Annotated in this window: 21 protein-coding genes; 6 read left to right on the top strand and 15 right to left on the bottom strand. The window is 33.5% G+C overall.

Translation table 11 applies throughout. The annotated features are described in order from the left end of the window. Nucleotides 1-129 precede the first annotated feature (129 nt). On the bottom strand, nucleotides 130-1,041 hold the full coding sequence (locus BSF41_RS21990) for a hypothetical protein (protein ID WP_095931665.1): 912 nt from the start codon (nucleotides 1,039-1,041) through the stop codon (nucleotides 130-132). Nucleotides 1,042-1,215: 174 nt separating this feature from the next. On the opposite strand from BSF41_RS21990, the gene BSF41_RS21985 reads away from it, so the two are divergent. The 3 genes from BSF41_RS21985 (at nucleotide 1,216) to BSF41_RS21975 (ending at nucleotide 4,857) form a co-directional block, all read left to right on the top strand. After that, entirely contained in the window at nucleotides 1,216-1,692 is a 477-nt protein-coding gene (locus BSF41_RS21985) for a MarR family winged helix-turn-helix transcriptional regulator (RefSeq protein WP_095931628.1), read from the top strand. Nucleotides 1,693-1,752: 60 nt separating this feature from the next. Further along, nucleotides 1,753-3,174 (top strand): MATE family efflux transporter, encoded by a 1,422-nt coding sequence (locus tag BSF41_RS21980; protein ID WP_095931627.1) that lies wholly within the window; start codon nucleotides 1,753-1,755, stop codon nucleotides 3,172-3,174. A 516-nt stretch (nucleotides 3,175-3,690) separates the two neighbouring features. Beyond that, nucleotides 3,691-4,857, top strand: coding sequence for a hypothetical protein (locus BSF41_RS21975; protein ID WP_095931626.1), 1,167 nt, complete (start codon nucleotides 3,691-3,693; stop codon nucleotides 4,855-4,857). 237 nt (nucleotides 4,858-5,094) lie between these two features. On the opposite strand, the gene BSF41_RS21970 is transcribed toward BSF41_RS21975, so the two are convergent. Together BSF41_RS21970 and BSF41_RS21965 are read right to left on the bottom strand one after the other, a co-directional pair. Then, nucleotides 5,095-5,529, bottom strand: a complete 435-nt coding sequence (locus BSF41_RS21970; RefSeq protein ID WP_095931625.1) for a DUF6526 family protein — start codon at nucleotides 5,527-5,529, stop codon at nucleotides 5,095-5,097. Between the two features lie 300 nt (nucleotides 5,530-5,829). Then, nucleotides 5,830-6,315: a DNA-deoxyinosine glycosylase gene (locus BSF41_RS21965; protein ID WP_095931624.1), complete on the bottom strand. Its 486-nt coding sequence runs from the start codon at nucleotides 6,313-6,315 to the stop codon at nucleotides 5,830-5,832. Between the two features lie 161 nt (nucleotides 6,316-6,476). Here BSF41_RS21965 and BSF41_RS21960 point away from each other — a divergent pair, with 161 nt between their 5' ends. Continuing rightward, nucleotides 6,477-7,502, top strand: coding sequence for an AraC family transcriptional regulator (locus BSF41_RS21960; protein WP_095931623.1), 1,026 nt, complete (start codon nucleotides 6,477-6,479; stop codon nucleotides 7,500-7,502). 471 nt (nucleotides 7,503-7,973) lie between these two features. Beyond that, the gene (locus tag BSF41_RS21955) at nucleotides 7,974-8,927 is read left to right on the top strand and encodes a bifunctional helix-turn-helix transcriptional regulator/GNAT family N-acetyltransferase (RefSeq protein WP_095931622.1); all 954 of its coding nucleotides are present in this window, start codon (nucleotides 7,974-7,976) and stop codon (nucleotides 8,925-8,927) included. A 78-nt stretch (nucleotides 8,928-9,005) separates the two neighbouring features. On the opposite strand, the gene BSF41_RS21950 is transcribed toward BSF41_RS21955, so the two are convergent. From BSF41_RS21950 to BSF41_RS21915, 8 genes are all read right to left on the bottom strand, one after another. Beyond that, nucleotides 9,006-10,205 (bottom strand): FAD-binding oxidoreductase, encoded by a 1,200-nt coding sequence (locus BSF41_RS21950; RefSeq protein ID WP_095931621.1) that lies wholly within the window; start codon nucleotides 10,203-10,205, stop codon nucleotides 9,006-9,008. Then, nucleotides 10,202-10,717, bottom strand: a complete 516-nt coding sequence (locus BSF41_RS21945) for a low affinity iron permease family protein (RefSeq protein WP_095931620.1) — start codon at nucleotides 10,715-10,717, stop codon at nucleotides 10,202-10,204. Before BSF41_RS21945 ends, BSF41_RS21950 begins: the two co-directional genes overlap by 4 nt. A gap of 2 nt (nucleotides 10,718-10,719) precedes the next feature. Continuing rightward, the gene (locus BSF41_RS21940; RefSeq protein ID WP_095931619.1) at nucleotides 10,720-13,539 is read right to left on the bottom strand and encodes an AsmA family protein; all 2,820 of its coding nucleotides are present in this window, start codon (nucleotides 13,537-13,539) and stop codon (nucleotides 10,720-10,722) included. A gap of 191 nt (nucleotides 13,540-13,730) precedes the next feature. After that, complete coding sequence (locus tag BSF41_RS21935; RefSeq protein WP_095931618.1) at nucleotides 13,731-14,567, bottom strand: MlaD family protein; 837 nt, start codon at nucleotides 14,565-14,567, stop codon at nucleotides 13,731-13,733. Between the two features lie 23 nt (nucleotides 14,568-14,590). After that, nucleotides 14,591-15,367 carry an ABC transporter ATP-binding protein gene (locus BSF41_RS21930; protein WP_371611641.1) on the bottom strand — a complete coding sequence of 259 codons (777 nt, stop codon included), beginning with the start codon at nucleotides 15,365-15,367 and terminating at the stop codon, nucleotides 14,591-14,593. A 4-nt stretch (nucleotides 15,368-15,371) separates the two neighbouring features. Then, nucleotides 15,372-16,130, bottom strand: coding sequence for an ABC transporter permease (locus tag BSF41_RS21925; RefSeq protein ID WP_095931616.1), 759 nt, complete (start codon nucleotides 16,128-16,130; stop codon nucleotides 15,372-15,374). Between the two features lie 265 nt (nucleotides 16,131-16,395). Then, nucleotides 16,396-18,666, bottom strand: coding sequence for a glycosyltransferase (locus tag BSF41_RS21920; RefSeq protein WP_095931615.1), 2,271 nt, complete (start codon nucleotides 18,664-18,666; stop codon nucleotides 16,396-16,398). Then, nucleotides 18,647-19,702 (bottom strand): pesticidal protein Cry7Aa, encoded by a 1,056-nt coding sequence (locus tag BSF41_RS21915; protein WP_371611640.1) that lies wholly within the window; start codon nucleotides 19,700-19,702, stop codon nucleotides 18,647-18,649. The genes BSF41_RS21920 and BSF41_RS21915 overlap by 20 nt, the downstream gene beginning before the upstream one ends. A gap of 273 nt (nucleotides 19,703-19,975) precedes the next feature. On the opposite strand from BSF41_RS21915, the gene BSF41_RS21910 reads away from it, so the two are divergent. After that, nucleotides 19,976-20,137, top strand: a complete 162-nt coding sequence (locus BSF41_RS21910; protein WP_008467744.1) for a DUF1328 family protein — start codon at nucleotides 19,976-19,978, stop codon at nucleotides 20,135-20,137. Nucleotides 20,138-20,220: 83 nt separating this feature from the next. On the opposite strand, the gene BSF41_RS21905 is transcribed toward BSF41_RS21910, so the two are convergent. The 4 genes from BSF41_RS21905 to BSF41_RS21890 all read right to left on the bottom strand — a co-directional run bounded on the left by BSF41_RS21905 (nucleotide 20,221) and on the right by BSF41_RS21890 (nucleotide 22,009). Beyond that, nucleotides 20,221-20,688, bottom strand: a complete 468-nt coding sequence (locus tag BSF41_RS21905) for a DUF1440 domain-containing protein (RefSeq protein ID WP_095931613.1) — start codon at nucleotides 20,686-20,688, stop codon at nucleotides 20,221-20,223. Nucleotides 20,689-20,714: 26 nt separating this feature from the next. Next, a complete protein-coding gene (locus BSF41_RS21900) occupies nucleotides 20,715-21,224 on the bottom strand; it encodes a DinB family protein (protein WP_095931612.1) in 510 nt (169 codons plus the stop codon). Between the two features lie 181 nt (nucleotides 21,225-21,405). Then, nucleotides 21,406-21,615: a hypothetical protein gene (locus tag BSF41_RS21895; protein WP_095931611.1), complete on the bottom strand. Its 210-nt coding sequence runs from the start codon at nucleotides 21,613-21,615 to the stop codon at nucleotides 21,406-21,408. 13 nt (nucleotides 21,616-21,628) lie between these two features. After that, entirely contained in the window at nucleotides 21,629-22,009 is a 381-nt protein-coding gene (locus BSF41_RS21890; RefSeq protein WP_095931610.1) for a DoxX family protein, read from the bottom strand. Nucleotides 22,010-22,509 lie beyond the last annotated feature (500 nt).

The raw sequence follows: 22,509 nt of genomic DNA, 5'->3' as shown, positions 1-22,509 counted from the left end.
TTTTTTCCACAAAGCTTTGAAATAAAAACTTTGCGAACTTTGCGTAATCCTTAGCGCTCTTTGCGGTTAAAAAAACTTAGAACCTTAGCACCTTAGCACCTTAGAATCTTAGCATCTGAGAGAGAACCTTTATCTAGTAACTTTAACATGCTTACCGAAAGTGTAAACCGCTGTAAGCGTTGGCCCGTTATATCCCCATTTTAAGAAACCATTTAATCGGTCTTGAACCGTATCTATTCTAAAGTTCAAGCCAGTATAACCTGCAGTAAGACTAAAGTTATCTACAACATTATATAAAACCGATAAATTGTAGCTTATGATTCGGCCATCGGTTTCATCAATTTTTACGGCAAGATAATTTACGTTGGCATATAAACCCCAGCGTTTTCCAAGAACAAATTCACCCCAAATTCCAACATCTGGCAGTGGCGCAGTAAAATCAAAAGTATCACGATATTCGACACTTTGCGTATTAGCTTCTAATTTTAATCCTAAATCTGCGAAAAGAACATGCGCCCCAATCAATAGACCAGCTTGATATTTAGGTTTAGATAAAATAGCATACCCATAAGCAATTCTAGCAATCTGTACATTAAAAGTACCTTGAACCCTTCCGTCCAATGGGTAAGTATGATCTCCGAAATTAATATCTCTTTGCAGTGTTTTTGTTGCAGTTCTGTCTAATACAAAATATTCAAAACCTAATCGAGATCTTTTGGATATGCGCCAATCAAATGTTCCTAAAAAGGATACAGTCGATTTAGAAAATCCTAAATCATTTTCAAGATCAATCTCAGTTCCTATATTTCCGTTGTTGCCTTCAACTTTAACTTGAGTATTATTTACAGGAAAAAAAGCGCCAGCAGTAACTTTAAAACGTCTATTGTGCCAGGGCAGATCATCTAAAGAACTATCTTGAAAATCGTCTTTTTCAGTTTTAAAAGTTGTTAAGCTATCCTCTTTACTGGCTTCAGCAACAGTTTGAGCGTTTAACGGAATCCAAAGGAGCATCATTACCAAAAAAATAAATAATTGTTTCATCAGATTAATTTTTAAGTTTTTATTAGGCAATATTTAACATTTAAAGTTAGTAAAAATAATCGTTCATTTTTCTTTTTTTAGCCGAATTATTTTAGTGAATGAATTGTATATCAGTAAAATAAGGATTTGTTTTAAAAATAGTTGACATGTCAATCTTTTTTGTAATTTTGCATCATGGAAAAAAAACATGCCGATAAAGAAAGTTTTTCAAATTTTTGGAAAGAAGAAATATCAGATAGTTTCTTCTTTCAGATTCATCGTATCAAACGCGCAATTTTCAGGCGTACCAATGCGTTAATGAATGAAGCTGGAATTACCTTACAGCTAGAACAGTTGCCATTGTTGATGATTTTGCATCATAAAAGTCTTTCGCAGAGAGAATTGTCAGATAAAACAATGCGAGACAAATCATCTATTTTAAGAAGTATATCAGCACTTGAAAAAAAGAATCTTGTTGAGGTTGTAAAAGATAAAATAGACAAACGTAAAAATATTGTAAGTCTTACTGATGAAGGAATTTCGTTAGCAAAAAGCATTCGCTCGCTGATGAAAAGGGCAGAAGAAGAAGTAATGTCTGTTTTTTCTCCAAAAGAAAGAATTGAAGCGTTGAATGCGGTACGATCTTATGCAGACAAGCTAGAAACTCTTTAATTTTTTTTGAACTTTAAAAGTTGATATGTCAACTGATTTTTGAATAATTATTTTGAATAAATGAAAAAAAATGAATTATTAGAAGGGCCAATCCTTTCTTCATTATTAAAATTAGCCGTTCCGATTATGATTGCTAATTTATTGCAAGCAGCATATCAGTTGGTAGATGCTTTTTGGGTTGGGCGTCTGGGCGGTGATGCCGTTGCGGCGGTCTCGATAAGCACGCCTGTAATATTTTTAACCATTGCTTTAGGAACTGGATTGGCTATTGCTGGTTCTATTTTAATTGCGCAATATTTTGGAGCAGGAAATCAGAAAATGGTCAACCACGTCGCAGCACAGACTTTATCGATGGTGATTATTGTATCTGTTTTCTTGTCTATTATAGGCTATATTTTGAGTCCGTATTTTTTATATCTGTTGAAGGTAGAGCCTGCAGTTTACGTAGATGCTTTAGGTTTTATGCGAGTGGCTTTTGTGGGGCTTGTTTTTAGTTTCGGATTTATGATTTTCCAATCGATTATGCGTGGAGTTGGGCGTGTAACACTTCCTGTTTATATTGTTTTAGGAACTGTTATATTGAACTTTGCCTTAGATCCGCTGTTTATTTACGGATGGAAATTTATTCCAGCTTTAGGCGTAAAAGGGGCGGCTTTGGCAACTTTATTTACACAGCTTTTGGCTATTATAATTGGATTTGCAATTTTGTTTAGAGGAAAACACGGAATCCATCTCCGCATTGCCGATTTTAAACCTGATTATAAACATATCAAAAGAGCGTTTGAAATTGGTTTTCCGTCTTCAATTGAGCAGTCAATGCGTGCTTTAGGAATGATGGCAATCACATTTTTGATTGTTCGTTTTGGTACATTGACAGTTGCTTCTTATGGTGCGGGTTCCAACTTGATTCAGCTCATTCTAATTCCAGCTTTGGGTTTGTCAATGGCGATTGCAACTCTTGTTGGGCAAAATATTGGAGCTGGAAATGTTGATCGTGCAGCTGAAATTTCAAAATTAGGAGCTTATCTGGGTTTCGGATTATTGACTGGTCTCGGAATCATTGCTTTTATTTTTGCGCCGTATTTAATCGCCTTTTTTGTTCCGAATGATCAAGCCGTTATTGAAGGTGGAACAAAGTTATTGAGAATTACTTGTCTCTCTTGGGGATTTTTAGGCATACAGCTTTGTTTAACTGGTGTTTTTCGAGCTGTTGGAAACACAAAATTGCCTATGATTCTAACTTTGGTTTCGCAATGGGTAATCCAGTTTCCGCTGGCTTTTATTTTGTCTCATAATACTTCTTTAGGTAAAATTGGAATCTGGTGGGCTTTCCCGATTGCTTCTGTTGTAACGGCTTTAATTACTGTTGTCATATATGCAAAAGGCGATTGGAAGAAAGAAAGACTTACGGGCAAAACCAATAAACTGATTGATAAAGTGGAAAGCGAAATAGTGAAGGAAGGGTTTGATATTTCGAAATAAAAGGGACTAAGGTTCTGAGATACTAAGTTTCTAAGGTTTTTTTTAGCGAAATCAAATTCAGTGATACTGTAGAGATGCACTGCAGTGCATCTAACCAAAGATTGGCAGATTACGGATATGCTGTGTTTTAGACGCACTGCATTGCGTCTCTACGGAAAACCTTTGTCTCTTTGCAACTTTGTCCCTTTGCAACTTGTCCCTTTGTAACCAAAAATTGGCTGAAATTCATTGCCGATTGGGCTAATTAAATGGCTAAATGTTTCGGAAAGTTGTTTTGAAACCGTGATTGCGTGAGGGATGGGAATAAGCTGCCGAAGCAGCATGGACAGCCCGACAGCATTATAAAAAAAGGGCGAATAGGCGTTGCTATTATTTGCCCTTTTTTTATAATGGTGGCACGCCCAGATTATTTTACTTTTTAATTTTGTAAATATATTTTTATGAAAGGCAAGATAAATTTTAAGTATATTAGAACCTTAGTATCTTAGCATCTCAGAACCTTAGCACCTTTTAAAAATGACCAAAAATCTAAAACGTTATTTCATAAAATCAGTTATTATATTAGCCTTAATTCATTTTGCTTACTTTTTATACGGTTATTTTACTTTTAAAGGACTAAAGAATATTAACATCTACACCGAATTTTACCGATTCAAGTTTTACGATGACATTTCAATTTCGCACTTTTTTGTAAGTGGTTTGTTTTTGCTTTTCTTTTTGTTTTTTCTGATTCGAAATCATTCTGGAGAAGGCTATAGAGGAGGGAATCTGTTTAAAATCGCGGGTTGTTTGCTTTTTATTTCATTTCTGACTTTTTCGTTTTTTATTAGCTATAGTTTCGGAATGAATGCTAAACTGAAATCAGAATTGTCTGAAAAGGATTTTAATAATGACAAAAAACTGATCAATGTCTTAAATCCGTTTTTATACGCATACACTTCCTATAGTTCTGAGAAACTATTTAATTATGAGAATATTTTATACCCAAAACCGTATCCCGTAATTAAGGAAGATGATACAATTGTACCTGGTGAATTTCCGATTATAGAAACCAATTATTATAGCATTGACACCATAAAAGCTTTAACGAGTACTTTTGATAAAACGAAAAGTAAGGCGGATAGTATTTTTGATATTATCGGTTTTGATAAAGAAGAATTGCACAAAAGAGTGATCTCAAAAAGAATTGTGGGAGATAGCACAGAAATTATTTTTAAGAGTGTTTCCGTGCATCCAGAACATGATGAGGATATTTGTATTTTCTTAGAAAATAAGTCTCTATTTAATCCTGTAAAAGGAGATTCTGTAGATAAGCAAAAATATAAAGTAGCTGTAGATCGCTATAAATTGCTATACAATGCTAAGAAAGATTCATTAACGTATACTTTTCAAAGATTAGATACGCTTTTAAGAAAATACAATATAGAAACAAATTTGATTCCGAAGTTGCTGACTCAAGATGTATACCACTACAGAGATAATAAAGATGAACCGCTTAATGGAATTAGAAATAATTTTGATAGAAAAGCTTTAGCAGAAAAATTTAAAACTTTAAATAAGTTGTTTTACGAGCCAAATTATTTGCATCCCAATATCGCTGCAATCTATTTTGCTGTAATTGTTGCAGTTGGCGTATTGCTGTTTCTGTTTTATCTTATTTTCAATAAAAAGAGAGTTCAATAACAATTTCAAAAATCAATGTCAATAGCAAAATTCAATGGCAAAAATCAATGTCAATGTCAAAATTCAATAATTAATTTTAAAAATTAAAAATTGATATTGTTATTGAACTTTGCTATTGTTATTGCTATTGATTTTTGACATTGTTATTGCTATTGAACTTTGCTATTGCTATTGAACTTTGCTATTGCTATTGATTTTTGACATTGTAATTGCCATTGAATTTTGCCATTGATATTGCTAAACTCTATGATAATCTGCTTTCCAGTGCACAATTGCTTTTTTGATTGCATCGCCTGTTAAGCTGTTTTTTAAAGTATCTTCAACAAGCGGAACCAATTCGTTATCTGGCGCAAAGCGTAAAGCAAAAATCTGATCGTCTGTAAGTTTGTATTCAAATTCTTCAAATCTTTTGCCTGTTAGAGTAAAATAGCGGTAGCGCATTTCTAAACGTACAATTCTGTTTTGCAGTGTTAAAGCATAATGCTGGCGCAGCATATAAGCGAGTGCAAAAAGAAATACAAAAGCCACGCTGATAAATGCCCATATTAAATGATCTTCTGTCGTAAAGGCCAAATAAATACTGGCAATCAAGAACAAAATTAAAATGGGATAATATATAAAATGATGCGGAGTATAAAACCGTATATGATTATAATATGTCTGGATTTTCATGTTTTTATCTTTTAATGGTAGCCTATAAAAACAAAACTACTCTATATTTCTATAGAGTAGCTTTTTCCCAAAAATAAACTAACATAACCAATGTTCTCTTTATAGACTAAACTTTTTACAGTTTGCTTTGTCAATTTTAATAAGAAGAAAGCCTTTCCATTTCGTTCATTAAATCTTCACTATGGCTTATTTTTCTTTGATGTAAAATTAGATCGAGAGTAGATGATTTTTGTTATACTTTAAACAGAAAAAGTTACATGATTTCAATATTTGCATTTTAATTGTATAAAATGCAGGTCTTTATAATAAGGATTTAATGATGTTCCATTCGTATAATTTATCTTGAAAAGTCTTGCCAGCATTGGCTGGACTAGTTGATGGAAGTGTGAATGTTTTGTATTCTTTTGTTAAGTGAACATATTTTTTAAAAAACGCAGCTGCTTTTTGTCCGTTAAAAAGAATACTTTCTATTTGAGGATGTGTTGCCAAAAAATCTTCAAAGTCATTTGCTATTTCATTTTTGATGGCACTGTCCAAACTCCCAATTCGATTACAAAATTGTAAGACATCCCAAAGCGCAATATTGTTTTTGATTAATAAGTTTTTTCGCATTTCGTAATCAGTAGAAAACTCTTCTCCTAGAATCTGAAACATAAACTTCCAAAAGTTATTCTGATTATGACCATAATACTGATTTAGTTCTAAAGATTTTGTTCCAGGCATCGTGCCTAAAATGAGAATTTTAGAAGTTGGAGAACTAATAGGGGCAAAGGAAAAACTTTTCATGCTGGAATAAATAGATATGTTAAAATAAACATTTATAAGGAATTATAAAACAAAACCGAAAAATTATATAACATTTTTGGCGTGTCTTTAAACGAACTTTGAATTTCAGATTTCTAGAAAATAATCTGTTTGGCAAATTATAATTTTAAATCCGGCAAACCATGAAAATAGTTACTATAAATACAGAAAAAACTCAAAATATATTTGATGAACTTCAGACTAGTTTTGGCGGAAAAGTGAATTTTGATTTAGACGAATATGCACTTAAAGTAGAAAATAGTTTTGCAGAAGGTTCTATTATTGGAGCTTCCTTTAATGATAATATCTCCTACGTTCAGTTTGATATGACATTTTCTGCAGATGTGAGATTGGATTTTTTAAATGTAAAATCATCGCCTATTTATTTTGCTTATTGTTCTAAAGGAAACCTTTCGCACAGTTTTGGATTAAATGGTGAGGAACGAAAATTAAAAACTTTTCAAACCGCAATTGTAACCTCTAAACAAAACCAGGATAATGTTCTCTTTTTTGAAAAAGGTAAAAAGACAAAGCTCACATTAATTATTGTTGGTACTCAGATTGATACTGCAAGTCAAACTCATTCTTTGAATCAGCAGGTAAAAGATACTTTTTTTGAAAATAACCAAGTAACAGATTTCTTTTATATTGGTTCGTATAATTTGCAGATTGCAGAAAAAATAGAGCAGCTTAATTCCATCACACAAAAAGGAATTGTGAGAAATTTGCTAAAAGAAGGCATCATGAGAATTATTTTGGCAATGGAAATCCAACAACATTCAGATGATTTGCACGCTTTTGCAAATGAATCAAACGGATTGACATTAAGAGAAATGGAAGAAATTAAAGAGCTTTCAGAATTTATAAAAACAAGTCCAGAAGAGGCATTTTCTATTAAGGCCTTAAGTAAAAGATCTGGTTTGTCTCCAAATAAACTTCAAGAGGGTTTCAAAATGATTCATAATCGTACAGTAAACGATTACATCACACACATGCGTGTTCTAAAAGCCGAAATTCTAATTAGAACATCTGATTTAAATATTTCAGAAATTGTATACTGCATTGGTTTCACCAGCAGAAGCTATTTCTCTAAAATATTCAAACAAAAATTCAACTGCAGCCCAAAAGAATATAAGTTTAATTTGAATTCTTTAGCTATAACGGCCTAGCGGCCGTAGGTGCTAAGGTTCTGAGATGCTAAGATTCTAAGTTTTTTTTTGAGAAAACTTATGTTTTATATTCTTAACAACTTAGCCTCTCAAAAAAAATACTGTCGTTAGCTTAAAAGCATAATATATTTAAGTTGCTAAGATTCTAAGCTATTTTTAAGGAAAACTTAGAACCTCAGAATCTTAGCAACTTAGCCTCTCAAAAAAATACTGTCGTTAGCTAAAAAGCATAATATATTTTAAGCTGCTAAGATTCTAAGGTTATTATCGGAAAAAGTTAGAAACTCAGAATCTTAGCAACTTAACCTTTCAAAAAAATACTGTCGCTAGCTCTAAAGCACAATATATACACGCTAAGGTTCTAAGATTCTATAGTTTTCAAAAAAAAACTTAGAATCTTAGAACCTTAGTTTTTAGTATCTAAAAAAAAACATACATTTGAATAACTAGTTATATAATTAATTATTTGTTATGGAATTTTTTGATAAAGTTGGAAAAGCGGCATTAGGAAGCCGTTTGCGTTTAATGACTGCTGTTGTTACAGATGATGCTGCGAAAATATATGAATTGTATGGGGTTGAATTTGTACCGAAATGGTTTCCTGTATTTTATACCTTGGCAGAAGAACGCGAAATTACCATTACTGAAATTGCTAATGAAATTGGACATTCTCAGCCTTCTGTCAGCAAAATTATTCAGGAAATGATTGGTGCTGGGTTGATTGAAGAAAGCGCAAAAACAGAGGATAAGCGCAAGAATAATGTCGCACTTACTGAAAAAGGAATTTTGATTTCGAAGAAAATCAAACAGCAACTAGAAGATATTGATGTTGCAATTGAAGGAATAATTGCAGAAAGCAAACACAATCTGTGGGCTGCTTTGGAAGAATGGGAGTTTTTACTGGAGCAAAAATCTTTAATTAAGAGAGTTAGCGAACAAAAGAAAAAGAGAGAAAGCAAAGACGTAAAAATTGTAGAGTATAAATCAGAATATCAGGAAGCCTTTAGAGCATTAAATGTAGAGTGGATTTCAACTTATTTCGAAATGGAAGAAGCTGATTATAAAGCGCTCGATAATCCTGAAGACTATATTCTAAAAAAAGGAGGAAAAATTCTTGTGGCGCTATATGAAAATGAACCTGTTGGTGTATGCGCTTTAATTAAAATGAATAATTCTGAATATGATTTTGAGATGGCAAAGATGGCGGTTTCTCCAAAAGCACAAGGAAAAAGCATTGGCTGGCTTTTAGGTATAGCTATCGCAGAAAAAGCGAAAGAACTGGGAGCAAAAAAAATATATTTAGAAAGCAACACCATCTTAAAACCCGCAATAAATCTCTATTATAAATTGGGTTTCGAAAAAGTATTTGGTCTGGAAACGCCTTATAAACGTTGTAATATTCAGATGGAGTTAGTGCTTAGTTAAGTTGCTAAGGTTCTAAGATGCTAAAACTCTAAGAAAAAAACTTAGCAACTTAGTATCTTAGAACCTTAGCATCTTTTTTTATCTTCCAAATCGATAATAATCTAAATCTGTATTCTTTTTGTTATTAAGTGAATCCAAGATCGAATTCATTCCAATGACGCTAAAAGTGATTCCGTTACCTCCGAAACCCAGAATGTAATGTTCGTTTTTTCTCGGATTAGGTTTTCCGAAATAGGGAAGACCGTCTTTGGTTTCTCCAAAAGTGCCTGCCCAGGAATAATCAATTTTAAAATTTAAATCAGGAAATCTTTTAAAGAATTGTTTTAAAAGATAGGTTTCTTTTTTAGGAAGCAATTTATCTCGTTTCGCTGCGTCTTTAAAATCCTCATCACCGCCGCCCATTATGATGCGATTATCATCTGTTGTTCTAATGTAATGATAAGGAGAGGCTGTATCCCAAAAAATCGTGTTTTTAAAATTCTCTGGAAGATCGGACTGACTTTCAGAGGTGATAACATAAGTGCTTTTTAAATCAACCACTTTTTCTTTTAGCGTTTCTGTGCTTTCGTAACCTGTGCAATGTATAATATGATCTGCAGTGATAGAAAATTTAGTGTCAGTGGTTGCAATAATTTTGCCTTTTTGATGCTGAATAGAAGCAATATTAGTTCGGTCAAAAATTTGCATTCCTTTTTCATGGCAATGAAATAGAAGATCGGTTGCCAATTTAAACGGATCCATAACAGCAGCAGTTTTAGATTCTACGCCAGCAATTGCATTCAATCCCATTTTTTGCAATTCGGATCTGCTTAACCAGCTGATTTCGAAACCATGCTGTTTTCTAGCTTTAAATTCATTTTTTAAATAAGGAACATCTTTTTTTAGAGTTGTAAAATAGACGCTTTTTTTAAACTCAAAACCACAATCGCATCCCACAGTATCAATGATATTTCGAAGGTCGAAAATGGCTTTTTTTCCATTTTGATAGCTGTCTATGGCACATCTAGCGCCGCGAAGTTTTATGAGCTGATGCAACGGAACATCAATTTCGTATTGTAATAAGGCTGTACTGCCAGAAGTGCTTCCGCCGCAGACGTCCCTGCGGTCTACAAGAACAATTTTTTTTCCTTCGTTTAATAATTTATAAGCTGTTAAAGCTCCTGTTATGCCTCCACCAATAATCAAAATGTCGGTGTGGATATCAGAATCTATGGAAGGATAACTTTGTTTTATGGCATTTTTTAATGGCCAATACGTTTCAGTAGAGCTCAATTTCATTTTTTGGTTATTTTTTTAGAGGTGTTTTTGGTAGTCTTTTTAATAGTATCTGGTTTACTTTTTTTTTCTTTTTTGCGACTATGAACTTCTTCTGCTTCGGCAATAGAATGCGATGTTCTAATCGTTTTATCTTTTTTTGCCAACTGGCTTAAATGATGGTAATATTTCTGAATAATCTTCATCTCTTCCTCGGTCATATTTTCGACATCAACAAGGCTATTACTCGATAAATCATTGGATGCCACTAGCTCGTTTAATTTTAACTGAATGGCAAGAGAATCTTTATTTTGTGCTTTTTGAATCAAAAAAACCATTAGAAAAGTGATAATCGTTGTACCGGTATTAATTACCAATTGCCAAGTTTCAGAATAGTCGAAAATTGGCCCTGAAATAGCCCAACCAATAACAAGAAAAAGAGCTCCAATAAAAGCTGGTGTGCTTCCAGCGGCTTTAGAAACTTTTGAAGCAAACTTCTCGAATGAACTGTTTTTATGCTGAGATTTTGAATTCATTTCTATTTTGTTTTGGATTTGCTAACTTTTTCTTTTCGAATTACCTTATTGTTTTTTTCATCGTAAACAGCCGGATTAATTTCTTGTCCTGTTTTGCTGAATATTTTAATTTTTGGAGCGTCGTGTGTTCCAGTAATTACAATTGGAAAACCTATAATTCCGAAAAGCGGAAGTCCTAAACGCATTCTTAAATCCAGAAGTCCATCAAAGCTTGTAGTTCCTTTAATAGTTGGCCTAAAACTAGCTACGCTAAAGGTAAATGGCTCAATATTTATAAGATTCTTATCTATAGTCGATTTGATTTCAATTCCTTTCATGTCAGGATTGTTCAAACCATTTTGTCCTGTTTTAGAACTAATTCCGTCAAAAAGTTTCAGACCCTTAATTTGAACATCACGTAAATTAATGGTTCCTCCGCCGTGCATAGATTCATAAATAGGTCCCATATTTCCGTTTAAATCTCCTTTTATTTTATAGTCAACAGAGATTATTCCGTGTGCTTTTTCAGCGGCGGTAACCATATCATGAAACATCGGGATTTCTTTGTAAGCTCGCTGAACATCAAAGTCTTTTGCTGTAAAATGAGCATCAAAATGTGCAGAGGTCGGAGACTCGTCTTTATACAATGCATTAATCCCTAAAACACAGTCAATGATATTAAAGGTAACATTTTCTAAGTAAAATCCTTCTTTTTTTACACCTATTTTTCCATTCAGTTTGTTAAATATCAATTTATTGTATTCTATTTTGTCTGCATTTGCATTTAAAGTGACATTTAGGTTTTCTGGAATAATGACCACGCCGCTCATTTTCGGATGATCTTCTTTAGCATATTCGACTTCTAGGTTTCGGTCTTTATTTTCGCCTTCTTCAAGCGCCATAAATTCATCTACATTAATCAGTTTTGATTTTAAGTTGAAATTGCCGCTCAAAGTCCCTTTTGATTCTAAGAAATAATTGATGGTATTGAGCAGATAACCGTTAATATCAAAATCTGATTTTCCGTACGAAGCATTGAATTTTTCAAACCACATTTTTTCATTCTGAAAACGAAAATTCCCTTGTTTGATATAGAAAGCTTTTGGAAACAATTCTGAAGTTGCTTTTATGTTTTTTAGCAGCAATGTTCCTCTATTATCCAGTTTATCGTACTGACCCGTTGTAGCGTAGCTTTGTTTTCCTTTTAAGGAAAGATCTGCTTTGGCGTAGCCTGTTAAATCCAAACCTTTTTGGGAGAAAACCTGATAGATTCTGCCTACATTCAGTTCGCCTTTAATTTTGGCATTATAAGCCAAATCGCTAAAATCGGATAAAGTGGCATTGACATAAACCGGATTTCCTTCAAAAACAAAAGAAAAAGGCGCGACTGCAACAATCAAATCCTGATAGGTTCCCGCTTTGTTCAGCATATTGGCTATAAAAGTGATGTTGGTAATAGGATTGGGATAATATTTTGTTTTAAGCCAGCCGTTTCGCAAAGAAATGCCTCCGATCGTTTTAGGAAATAATTTTTTAGAGGTGCTAAAAACGCCTCGAGCCTTAATATCGGTTTTCAAGATTCCTTTCAAATCCATATTTTCCAATCCCAATGCAGCATCAACAACAGCAAGGTCTAAAGCGCCCTTCACGCTCGCATTAATCGACATTTCGCTTAAACCTTTGCTGTGCAGATAGGCATTAAAATAATCTTTTTCGCCCACTTTAAATTTTAATGTTCTCAAATTAACCAGCAATTGTTCGGTATCTAAAGATGGAAGCATAGCATTTAGATCCATTTGAAAATCGGTTAAGGGAACTGGAGCATTTTTATAATTTACTGAGCCTTCATTAATTTTTAAATTGAAAGCTAAGTTTGGTTTTTGTTTTTTCTGAACGTTATAATCTCCTTTAAAAGTCAGCATTAAATCGCTTCGTCCTGAAATCTCTGTTCTTTCAAGCCATGTTAAATATTCGGGTGGCATTACAGACAATAAATCTTTTACCGTTGTATTCTCTGAAGCCGCTTTAATATTGATTTTATAGCCATCTCTTAAAATGGAAAAAAGACCAGTAAACTTTAAAGGGAGTTTATTGATATGAAGTTCATTTTTTTGTAAAATAAAAGTAAGTGCATGTGTATTGATTCGGGTAATTAAATCGGCGCTGACTTTTTTCTTTCTTAAGTAGCCAGTTCGATCATAATAGAAATCCAGTTCGTCAATTTTAGCATCGGTTGCCAAGTCAAAAATATCTTCGCTCAAATTTCCTTTTCCAATATAATTAAAGCCTTTTGCATCAACTAGAATCTTTGCCGAACGGTCGTTATATTTTACGTGGCAGTTTTGTAAATCGATGCGTTCCAATCGTATTGCTGTTCCTTCTTCTGGAGCATTAGGATCTTCTTTTTTGTTTCTATCTTCTGGCGCTACATAAATATTGTAATTGGCCTGACCTTTTTGGTTGACCATTACATTTATTAAAGCATCTGAAACATAGAGTTTGTTGATTTTAACTTCATTATCAAAAAGCAGTCTTTTAATATCAATTCCAAATGCAACCTGATCGGCTCTTAATAAAGTATCATTGCTGAAAGGTTTAGAACCCGTTAAAGATAAATCGTCTAGCGAAACAGTCAATGATGGAAAATGCGTGAAAAAGGAAAGTTTAGATTTTGTAAATTCCAATTTGGTATCCAGACGTTCGTTCGCAATTTTCTTCACTTCCGAAGCAATTTTTCCAGGAAAAAGCAGCGGAATAATAAACAGCAAAAACAAAATTACCGCAATCGTAATTCCAGTAATTTTTAAAACTTTTAAGGCGGTATGTTTGAATTGACTTGGCATATAGTTTTGATTGTGAATTGTGAATTGTGAAATACTGGATTTTGAATTTTTCTTAATGCTTGTCTTCCTGAGCGAAGTCGAAGAATCACATCCTTAATTTATTAAGTGTGTTTTACATTGCGTGTTCTTCGACTTCGCTCAGAAAGACATAAAAATGAGAACTGGAATTTGGCATTTTAAAAATTTGGAATTTAATTTTTAGTTTCTGCCTTTTTAGCCTCTTCCTGCTTTTGCTTTTCTTCTTTCTCTTTTTGTTCTTTTTCTTTAGCAGCTTTTTCTTCTTTCTCTTTTTTAGCTTCTTCTTGCTTTTCTTTCTTTTCCTCTTGCTTCTCTTTTCTTTCTTCTTGCTTCTCCTTTTTCTCTTTTTCTTTTTTCTTGAAATAGCCTCTAAAAAGGAAATTGCTTTTTGCCGCTTCCATATTTTCACTGAAACCTTTTGTACCTGTTTCTAGATTAGAAAGCGTATTCGAAACGCTGTTGGCCATTTTATCATCTTTAACCAATCTTGCCAAGGCGCCGTTTCCGTTGTTCATGCTGTGGCTAAAAATGGCTATTTCGTCTGAAATCACGCCAATATTGTCTACGCTTTTCTTCACGCTTTTCATAATATCGTGCATTTCAATTCCGTCAACAGAAGCAATCTGCCCGTTATCTTCAATCTCTTTTTGAGATTTAGCGCCTGGAGAAATAGTCAGAACTTTATCGCCCATTAAACCATCTGAACCAATACTGGCCGTGGCATCCGTTTTAATGAATTTTCGAACTTCTTCTTTCATGACCAAAACAACTCTTACGGTCGAGTCATTTTTTAACTGAATTTGTTCTACTGTTCCAACATTAATCCCAGAAAAGCGAACATTATTTCCGACTTCTAAACCGCTTACAGTTTTAAACTGAGAGCTAATATGAAAGGTTGAACCAAAAAGATTTTGCTGTTTTCCGATAAAATATACGGCCATTATAAAAAGCAGTAAACCTATCGTTACAAACATTCCTAATTTCCAAGTATATCCAGATTCCTTTTCCATGATTTCTATTATTTTATTTTGCTTTATTCAAAAAATGAGCGTACCCATTCGTCTTCGTCTTTTTCTAATTCTTCGTATGTTCCTTCGGCATGAATTACACCTTCTTTTAAAACTACAATTCGATCGGCTGTCATTTTTGCACAAGCCATATCGTGCGTAATAATGATGGAAGAAGTTTTTTGTTTGTGTTTAATATCCAGGATCAATTCGCTTATTTCTCTTGAAGTTATCGTGTCCAAACCCGTTGTGGGTTCGTCGTACAAAATAATCTCTGGTTTTAAGATTAGCGTGCGCGCCAGACCAATTCTTTTTTTCATACCGCCCGAAAGTTCAGAGGGCATTTTGTCAACGGCATCGGCAAGTCCTACACTTTCTAATGCTTCCATTACTTCATTATCGACTTCTTCTTGGCTTAAATCGCGTTTGTGTTTGGTCAAGGTAAAAGCGAGATTTTCTCTAACGGACATCGAATCGTAAAGTGCCCCGCTTTGGAACAAAAATCCGATTCGGACTCTAATTTCATTCAGCTCGCTTTTTGAAATATTCAGAACGTTTTCATCAAAAACTTTAATTTCGCCTTTGTCTGGTTCAATCAATCCAACGATACATTTTATTGTGACTGATTTTCCAGAGCCTGAACGTCCTAAAACCACCAAATCTTCGCCTTTATTCAAAGTGAGATTTACGCCTTTTAAAACGGCATTATCTTTTCCAAAAGTTTTATGAAGATCTTTAATCTCGATAATCGGAGTTTTATCTTTCTCTTTTGTTTTGGGTTCTTTATGTAGTTTTTCTTTCATCATTTTAAAAGAATAAGTCGGTTATTTGTACAGCAACCATATCTATAATAAAAATGCTCAACGACGCTGTTACAACAGCAGAATTGGCAGCCTGACCCACACTTTCTGTTCCGTTAGAAGCATTAAAACCTTTATAACAGCCAATCATTCCTATAAAAAATCCAAAGAAGAAAGTTTTAATAGTGGCTGGAAACAGATCTAGAAATTCTAAGGATTGAATGATCTGGGTTAAAAATCTATAGAAGTTGACATCGCCATGAATGTTAATGCCTACATAACCGCCAATGATTCCGACAGCATCAGCAAAAAACACTAACAGTGGCACCATTAAAGTACAGGCTAGCACTCTTGTTACCACTAAATAGTTGTACGGATTAACGGCTGAAACTTCCATAGCATCAATCTGTTCTGTTACTTTCATTGATCCTAGTTCGGCTCCAATTCCAGATGAAATTTTTCCGGCACAAATCAATGCAGTAATTACGGGTGCAATTTCTCTTATCAGCGAAAGCGCCACCATTCCAGGAAGCCAAGATTCTGCACCAAATTTTACCAACGTCGGACGCGATTGCAGGGTAAGTACCAGTCCCATTATAAAACCGGTAATTGCGACCAATGGTAGAGATTTATATCCTATAACATAACATTGTTTTAGAAACTCCTTGGTCTCATATGGCGGAATAAAAACCTCCTTAAAAAACCTTTTAGCGAATAAGGTGGTCTCTCCAATTTCGGCGAATGTATTTTTAATTGCAAGGATCAAAATGTTTTGGTTTTAAGGTGAATGATGTGAAATGAAAATCAATTATTTAACAGTTTTTTCAAATCATTAAATTATACAGGAAAGTTAGCTCAATACTTGTTAAAATATATTACACAACTTTTCATCAGCCTTATATAATTTTCATAAGCTCACAATAATTAAAACACTTTGACGTTAGTGTCCGCAAACAAAAAATCCCTTTTAATAAGAAAGGGATTTTCAGGGTTTAAAAAGTGAAGTATTTGGTTAGCTTCAATATTTTTTCTTATAAATTTATAGCAATGCCACTTCGAGATTTTTGTAACGGAATAACACGCGATTGTGACATGGCTAGTTTTTCCATTAGTAATCTTGCGGTTAAGTAACAAACGGTAGATTCTGCACCTTGGTTTAAGTTTACATTGTGTTTCTCTAGTCCGTCATAACCGCCGCCGCTTACAGGATTATACATAATCTGATTTAAATGATTTTTACCTAAAAACCAATTAAAGGCCGCTTTCATTTTCTTTTTATATTCTGGTGTTTTAAAGGCATTATAAAATGCATTTAAAGTTTGAATTGTATAAGTAACATCAATTGGCTGTTCACCGTATTGATCTGGCTCTGAACCTTTATGATGCCAACTTTGGTTAGAAATGGCTTTAAAGTTTCCGTCGATAAAGGTTTTAGAAATCAAAAAGTCTAATGAATCCAAGGCTACTTTTTTATACACCGGTTTATTGGTAATTAAATAAGCATACAGCATTGATTCTGGTAGAGTTCCGTTTCCGTAAGTCAGATAATTTTCAAACCATTGCCAATCTTCTGTTGCGGTGTCTTCATAGTTGGCCAAAAGTTTAGCATTCAGTTTATTGATGATTGCGGCAACGTATAAATTAGGAACTGTAGTATGGTACAGATACAAACCTTTTGTTGCAAAACCAATAGAACGTGGCGACTGAATAGTTTCAGTCCATTTTAAAGAGTTCAATAAACATTTTGTTGCTTTTTTGGTAATAGCTTCAGGAAGAATGTCTGACATAGAGACAACGGTTCCCAGCGCCCAAATAGCTCTTGCATTTGAGTCTTCTAAATTTACTTCGGCATTTTGTTCTACATGTTCGCGGTTTTCCTGATCAACATAATTGATAAAGTCTCCTTTTGGTTTTTGACAGCGTTGAATAAAATCTAAATAAATTAAAATATAAGCTAGATCGTCTTTATCTTGGGTTTGTTTGTAATGCATACAGAACGCAATTAGAGCTCTTGCATTATCATCTAAAGTATATCCTGAATCTAAATCTGGAATAGAAATTTTACTGAACTGAATAATTCCTAATTCTGTAGTTAGTTTTTTGATATGTTTTAACTGAATAGGAGGATAGCTATATTTTATTTCTGACGGATTTTTGATCAGGTTTTTATACGTATTCATATGAGTTATTGCAGCATTTTCCCAAGAAGAAGCGCGCATTTTAGTAAAAGAATTGATGCCCATTTCGTGTCTCAAATTCTCATCTCCAATCAATTTAATTGCCGCCTCGGCAAATTGATCGACATTTCCAATATCAACTAAAATACCAGAATCTGGAGTTAATACTTCTTTGGTATGCGGAATTTTAGAAGCCACAATCGGACATGCACAGCTCATGGCATAGGCAAACGTGCCGCTTACTGCCTGATTCGGGTCTTTGGATGTAAACATATAAATATCTGTTGCTTGTAGATATTCTAAAAGCGCATCTGTATCTAAATATTGATTGACAAAACGAACATTATCGTGAAGGTTCAATTCTTTTACTAATCCTTCTAATTTGTCTCTATAAGTATCGACACCATCTTTTATTAAATTGGGGTGTGTTTTTCCAATTATCAGATATAAAGCATTTGGAGCCTTTTCGATAATTTTTGGTAGAGCCTGTAAGCCTGTTTCTATATTTTTACCTTCACCCAAAAGGCCGAAAGTTGAAAGTACTAATCTGTCCTGAATATTTAATTTTTCTTTTGCCTTTTCTGGAGTTTCATATATTACAATATGGGTTCCGTGGGGTACGCAAGTAATTATTTCTTCATCAATTTCATAGTCTTTAATTAGAATTTCTTTAGATTTATTAGTCATTACAAAAACCGAATTGCTGTAGCTCAACAATAGCTTTACGAATGTTCTCAATTCGTCATTTGGGTTCGGAATAACACTGTGAAAGGTATAAGTAACAGGGGCTTTAATAACATTTAAAAAATTTAAAAGATCATCTCCGTAATTTCCTGAAAACAAACCAAATTCGTGCTGAATATGAACTAGTTTCACAGCTTCATCCTTATTGATTTCTTCTGCTACTTTAGCATATTCTGTTTTATTTTTTGTGTTTAAGGTATATGCCTGTGTCGGATGCTCCTTTGGTTCATTAACCAGTTCGCAAATTTCACATTTTATAGATTTACCGTAAACATCTGTAATTCCTTTTATGGTATCTTGTGTATAAGTTGCTATGCCGCATTGCGTTGGCGGAAAAGTAGATAAAAAAACTATTTTTGATTTATTTGATATTGTCTTCATGAGAATTCTTTTTTAGCTCGGTTAATAACTCGTTCAGGTTCAAGGAGGCTACCGCAATCTTATCATCGGCAGCGCCATAATAAATATATAGTTGGTCGTCAAAAATGGCTGTTCCTGTGGGGAAAACCACATAATTGACATAACCATGTCTTTCATAATATTCAGAAGGAGTAATAATGGGTTTTGGCAGTCGTGCTATAACTTTTGAAGGATCTTCTAAATCCAGTAAAACAGCGGCGGCATGATAAACCAATCCTTTTTCTCTTCTTTCGGCAGCATGATAAATTAAAAGCCAGCCATCTGCTGTTTCTATTGGCGGGGCTCCTGGACCAATATGACTTGTTTCGTGATCATATTTAGGTTCCATTACAATGTAATCTGGAAGATTTTTTAAATAGTTTTTCCAAAAATCTTCTGCTAATTCTGATTTCTTTTCGAACGAAAAAATCTGAATAGATGGAAATATGCGATGCAAGGCAACAAATTTTCCATTGAATTTTTTCGGAAAAAGAACTACATTTTTATCCCAAACAAACAGATTCTCTTTAATAGTTTCTGTCAGCGGATAATTTCTTTCGGTATTAAAAGCCAAAATCTTAGCAATGCTCGGATTCTGTAAATGCTTACGAATCAAATTTGTAAATTCGTGAAGCATGAATTTTGGCGATATAATTCCTTTCTTTTTAAAAACTTTTAAATCTTTTGAAACTGCCAATGCAGCACAGGCGTTAATTCCGTCATAAGTGACATAAGTCATGTAAAACCTATCGTCAATTTTGGTAATTCTCGGATCTTCGACACCATGAATTTCATAAATATATTCTGGAACAAAAATGGGCTGTGTATTTCTTTCGACTAATGTGGTTGGGCCTTCAAAACGGCAGTAACCAATGGTCGAAAAGTTTCCTCTTTTTGCAGCTCTGTAAAACATGTGAACAGTATTTTCGTCTTGATAAATCGCAGGGTTTAAAACACCTAATTCTTCAAAAGTTCGATCTGTTTTTTCTAAAATGACACCATGTTTTTTAGCTTCCATCACTATGGTTAAAAATTTTATCTAAAATTACTTTAGTATAGAAGCGGCAATTAATCCAATCGATCAAAAAATTAACTCAAAAGCATAAACATGGTAATTCTGTAAGGCTTGCAAATAATAGTGAAAGTGCTGTGTACTCTGGCTTTAGTTTAATTTTATAGGGATAACAATTAAGCGTATAGAGTTAATAAGATTTGTAGGAATAAAAGAACTTTGAAATACACAAAAAAGGCTTATAAAACAGTCATATTAAGAACTTAAAAAATCAATACTATGTTACGTTGGACAGTTATATTTATTATTCTTGCTATTATAGCTGGAATTTTTGGTTTTGGTGGTATTGCTGCCGGAGCCGCAAGCATTGCAAAAGTTTTATTCTTCATTTTTTTAGTCCTGTTTATCATTTCATTAATTACAGGAAGAAGAAAGGTTTAATTTTCTTTATAAAGGTTCAGAGTAGCAAGGTTCAAAGTTTTTGACTTTTGCACCTTTGAGCCTTTGTCACTTTGTACCTTTTTCTAATACCATTTAGCGTAATATTTTCTCGTTATAAAAGCAATCGGAATCCCGACACAGCAAATTACAATAAGAATAGAAAGCAAAAGCGGAAAATCTAAATTTTTCTCGGGTAAAACAGGAAAGACAATGGGCAGAACAACAAGATTCATGATTACCCAAATAAAGAACCCGTATGAGACTCCCGACAATAATGTATTTATTTTAAAAAATGGGATGTAAGGGAAAATCTTAAAATAAAACCAAGCAAAAATAAAAGCAATTAAGAAATGAAGTCCCAAGCCCACAAAAGTCATTTCTGTCCCTGCTGTGTACGCTTCTTTTTTAAAAATACCGCTTGCAATAGACTGTAAAATTTTTTCTGCTGTTGTTTTATGTAATATTCCTGCATAAATCAAAATAGCGGCAGTGATGTCTAATGTTCCTGCAACTAAACCAGATGAAACAATGGTTCTAACTTTTGATCTCATAAAAATAGTTTTAGTTAAATACTGCTCTATTGTTTTTTAATGTATTCGTAAATCGATTTTAACTGATGTGTATGTCTCTGCGTATGTACAATGGCAAAACGAAGCCATTCGTAAATTGTGAAATGTTCAAATCCAGGTATTTTAGCGTCCAGACAAGTAAGCGTTAAATCGTATGTTTCTGCCGCTTCAAACAAATCATTTTGTATTTTTTTGATAGAAGCTAACAAAGTGCCTTTTTCATATTCTATATCTGGGGGCTTTATATTTTCGGGTGATTGGTATTTGGTAGCGAAGTCTAAAAATATAGCATCTAGAGCTTTTACGTTTTCATCAGGTTCTCTAGTTGTTTTTTCTGTTTTTCCTGCAAAAAGCATAGTCAGACCAGAGCAGGCCAGAATAATATGCTGTGTGGTTTGACCAGCAGTCCAGCTCCCTTCAAACGGAACAATATTGATTTCTTCTTTTGAAAAAGAGGAAACTAAATCATGCAATTTAGTGTAGGTTTCCAGTATGGTATTTTGAATAGCGCTCTTCATTTTTTTTAATTTTAGAAATAGAGAATTCGACAGTTCATGTTTACCGATTGGTTTATTATAAAACCTCAGTACATTATCTGTGAAATTTAATTTATAGAATTAGGGAAACTGGTACTCCTTCAAATATACAATAAAAAATATTAAAATACTATAAATCAAGTATTTGAGAAGTGTTAATTTTTTAAGGAAGGGCTTCGCAGAAGTAACCGTGTGAATTTAAAATATCGATAATTTTTGTATTCGAAAAATCGGATGCATGAATACGGAGGATTTTGTCGCAATCTTCTAAATCGAAGTTGATCGAGCTGTCTGGATAATGCTCAAGAAGCTTCTCAATGATGATCAAACATTGAGCAGCTTCTTGAACATTTGTTTTAAAAACTTCAATCATAAAGTTTTGGTTGTTAGAGTGCTATGTTTTTATAACGATGTATTCTATGATATGTTACATACGATACAATTAAAACGGCAAAAACGATTAGAGGGAAGAATCCTTGAAAACCGATTCCATCTACTGCAAAATGACTTATCGAAGCAAAAATAAAATCGAAAGCAAATCCTGCATAAGCCCATTCTTTTATACGTCCCGGAACTTGTGGAATAATTAAAGCTAAAACTCCGAGAATTTTAAATACAACTAATGCATTTCCAAAATACTCTGGATATCCTAGATGTTTGATTCCTTCCTTGGCCAATTCAGTTTGAGAGGTTAAAGCTGGCATAACGCCTTCAAATAAAAAGATTAAAATAGTAGTAGTCCAAAAAATAATTTTTGTTGTCTTCATTGGGTATTTGTTTTAAATGGTTATTAGTTAATGTATTACAAATGTACTATTCTTATTTTTTCATGAAATACCTATTTATGACTATTTTGGGGGCATTTGGGACAAGATTTTGATTTTAGATTTTAGAATGTAGATTTTAGAATGTAGATTTTAGATTTTAGAGTATAGAATATAGAATATAGAATATAGAATATGGATTTTAGATTGAAAATAGTTCTCGCAAAGGCGCAAAGTTGTAAAGGTTTTAAGTGTCTTCCTGAGCGAAGTCGAAGGATCGCATGCTGAATCTATTTAGTGTGCTTAACTGTACGAGTGCTTTGACTTCGCCCAGCATGACATTAAACATGAAGAATTATAATTAAAAAACCTTTGCCAAAGTTTCAATGAAAATAACTCTCGCAAAGACGCGAAGTCGCAAAGAAAAATAACTTAAAAAAGTAAACTTTGCGACTTCGCGTCTTTGCGAAAGAATTAATTTGCTGATAAATTGGAATTTGGAT

Source organism: Flavobacterium sp. ACN2 (assembly GCF_002303885.1).
GTDB lineage: Bacteria > Bacteroidota > Bacteroidia > Flavobacteriales > Flavobacteriaceae > Flavobacterium.
Note: the sequence above shows the minus strand (reverse complement) of the source record. Positions and strands in the feature narration are given on the sequence as shown.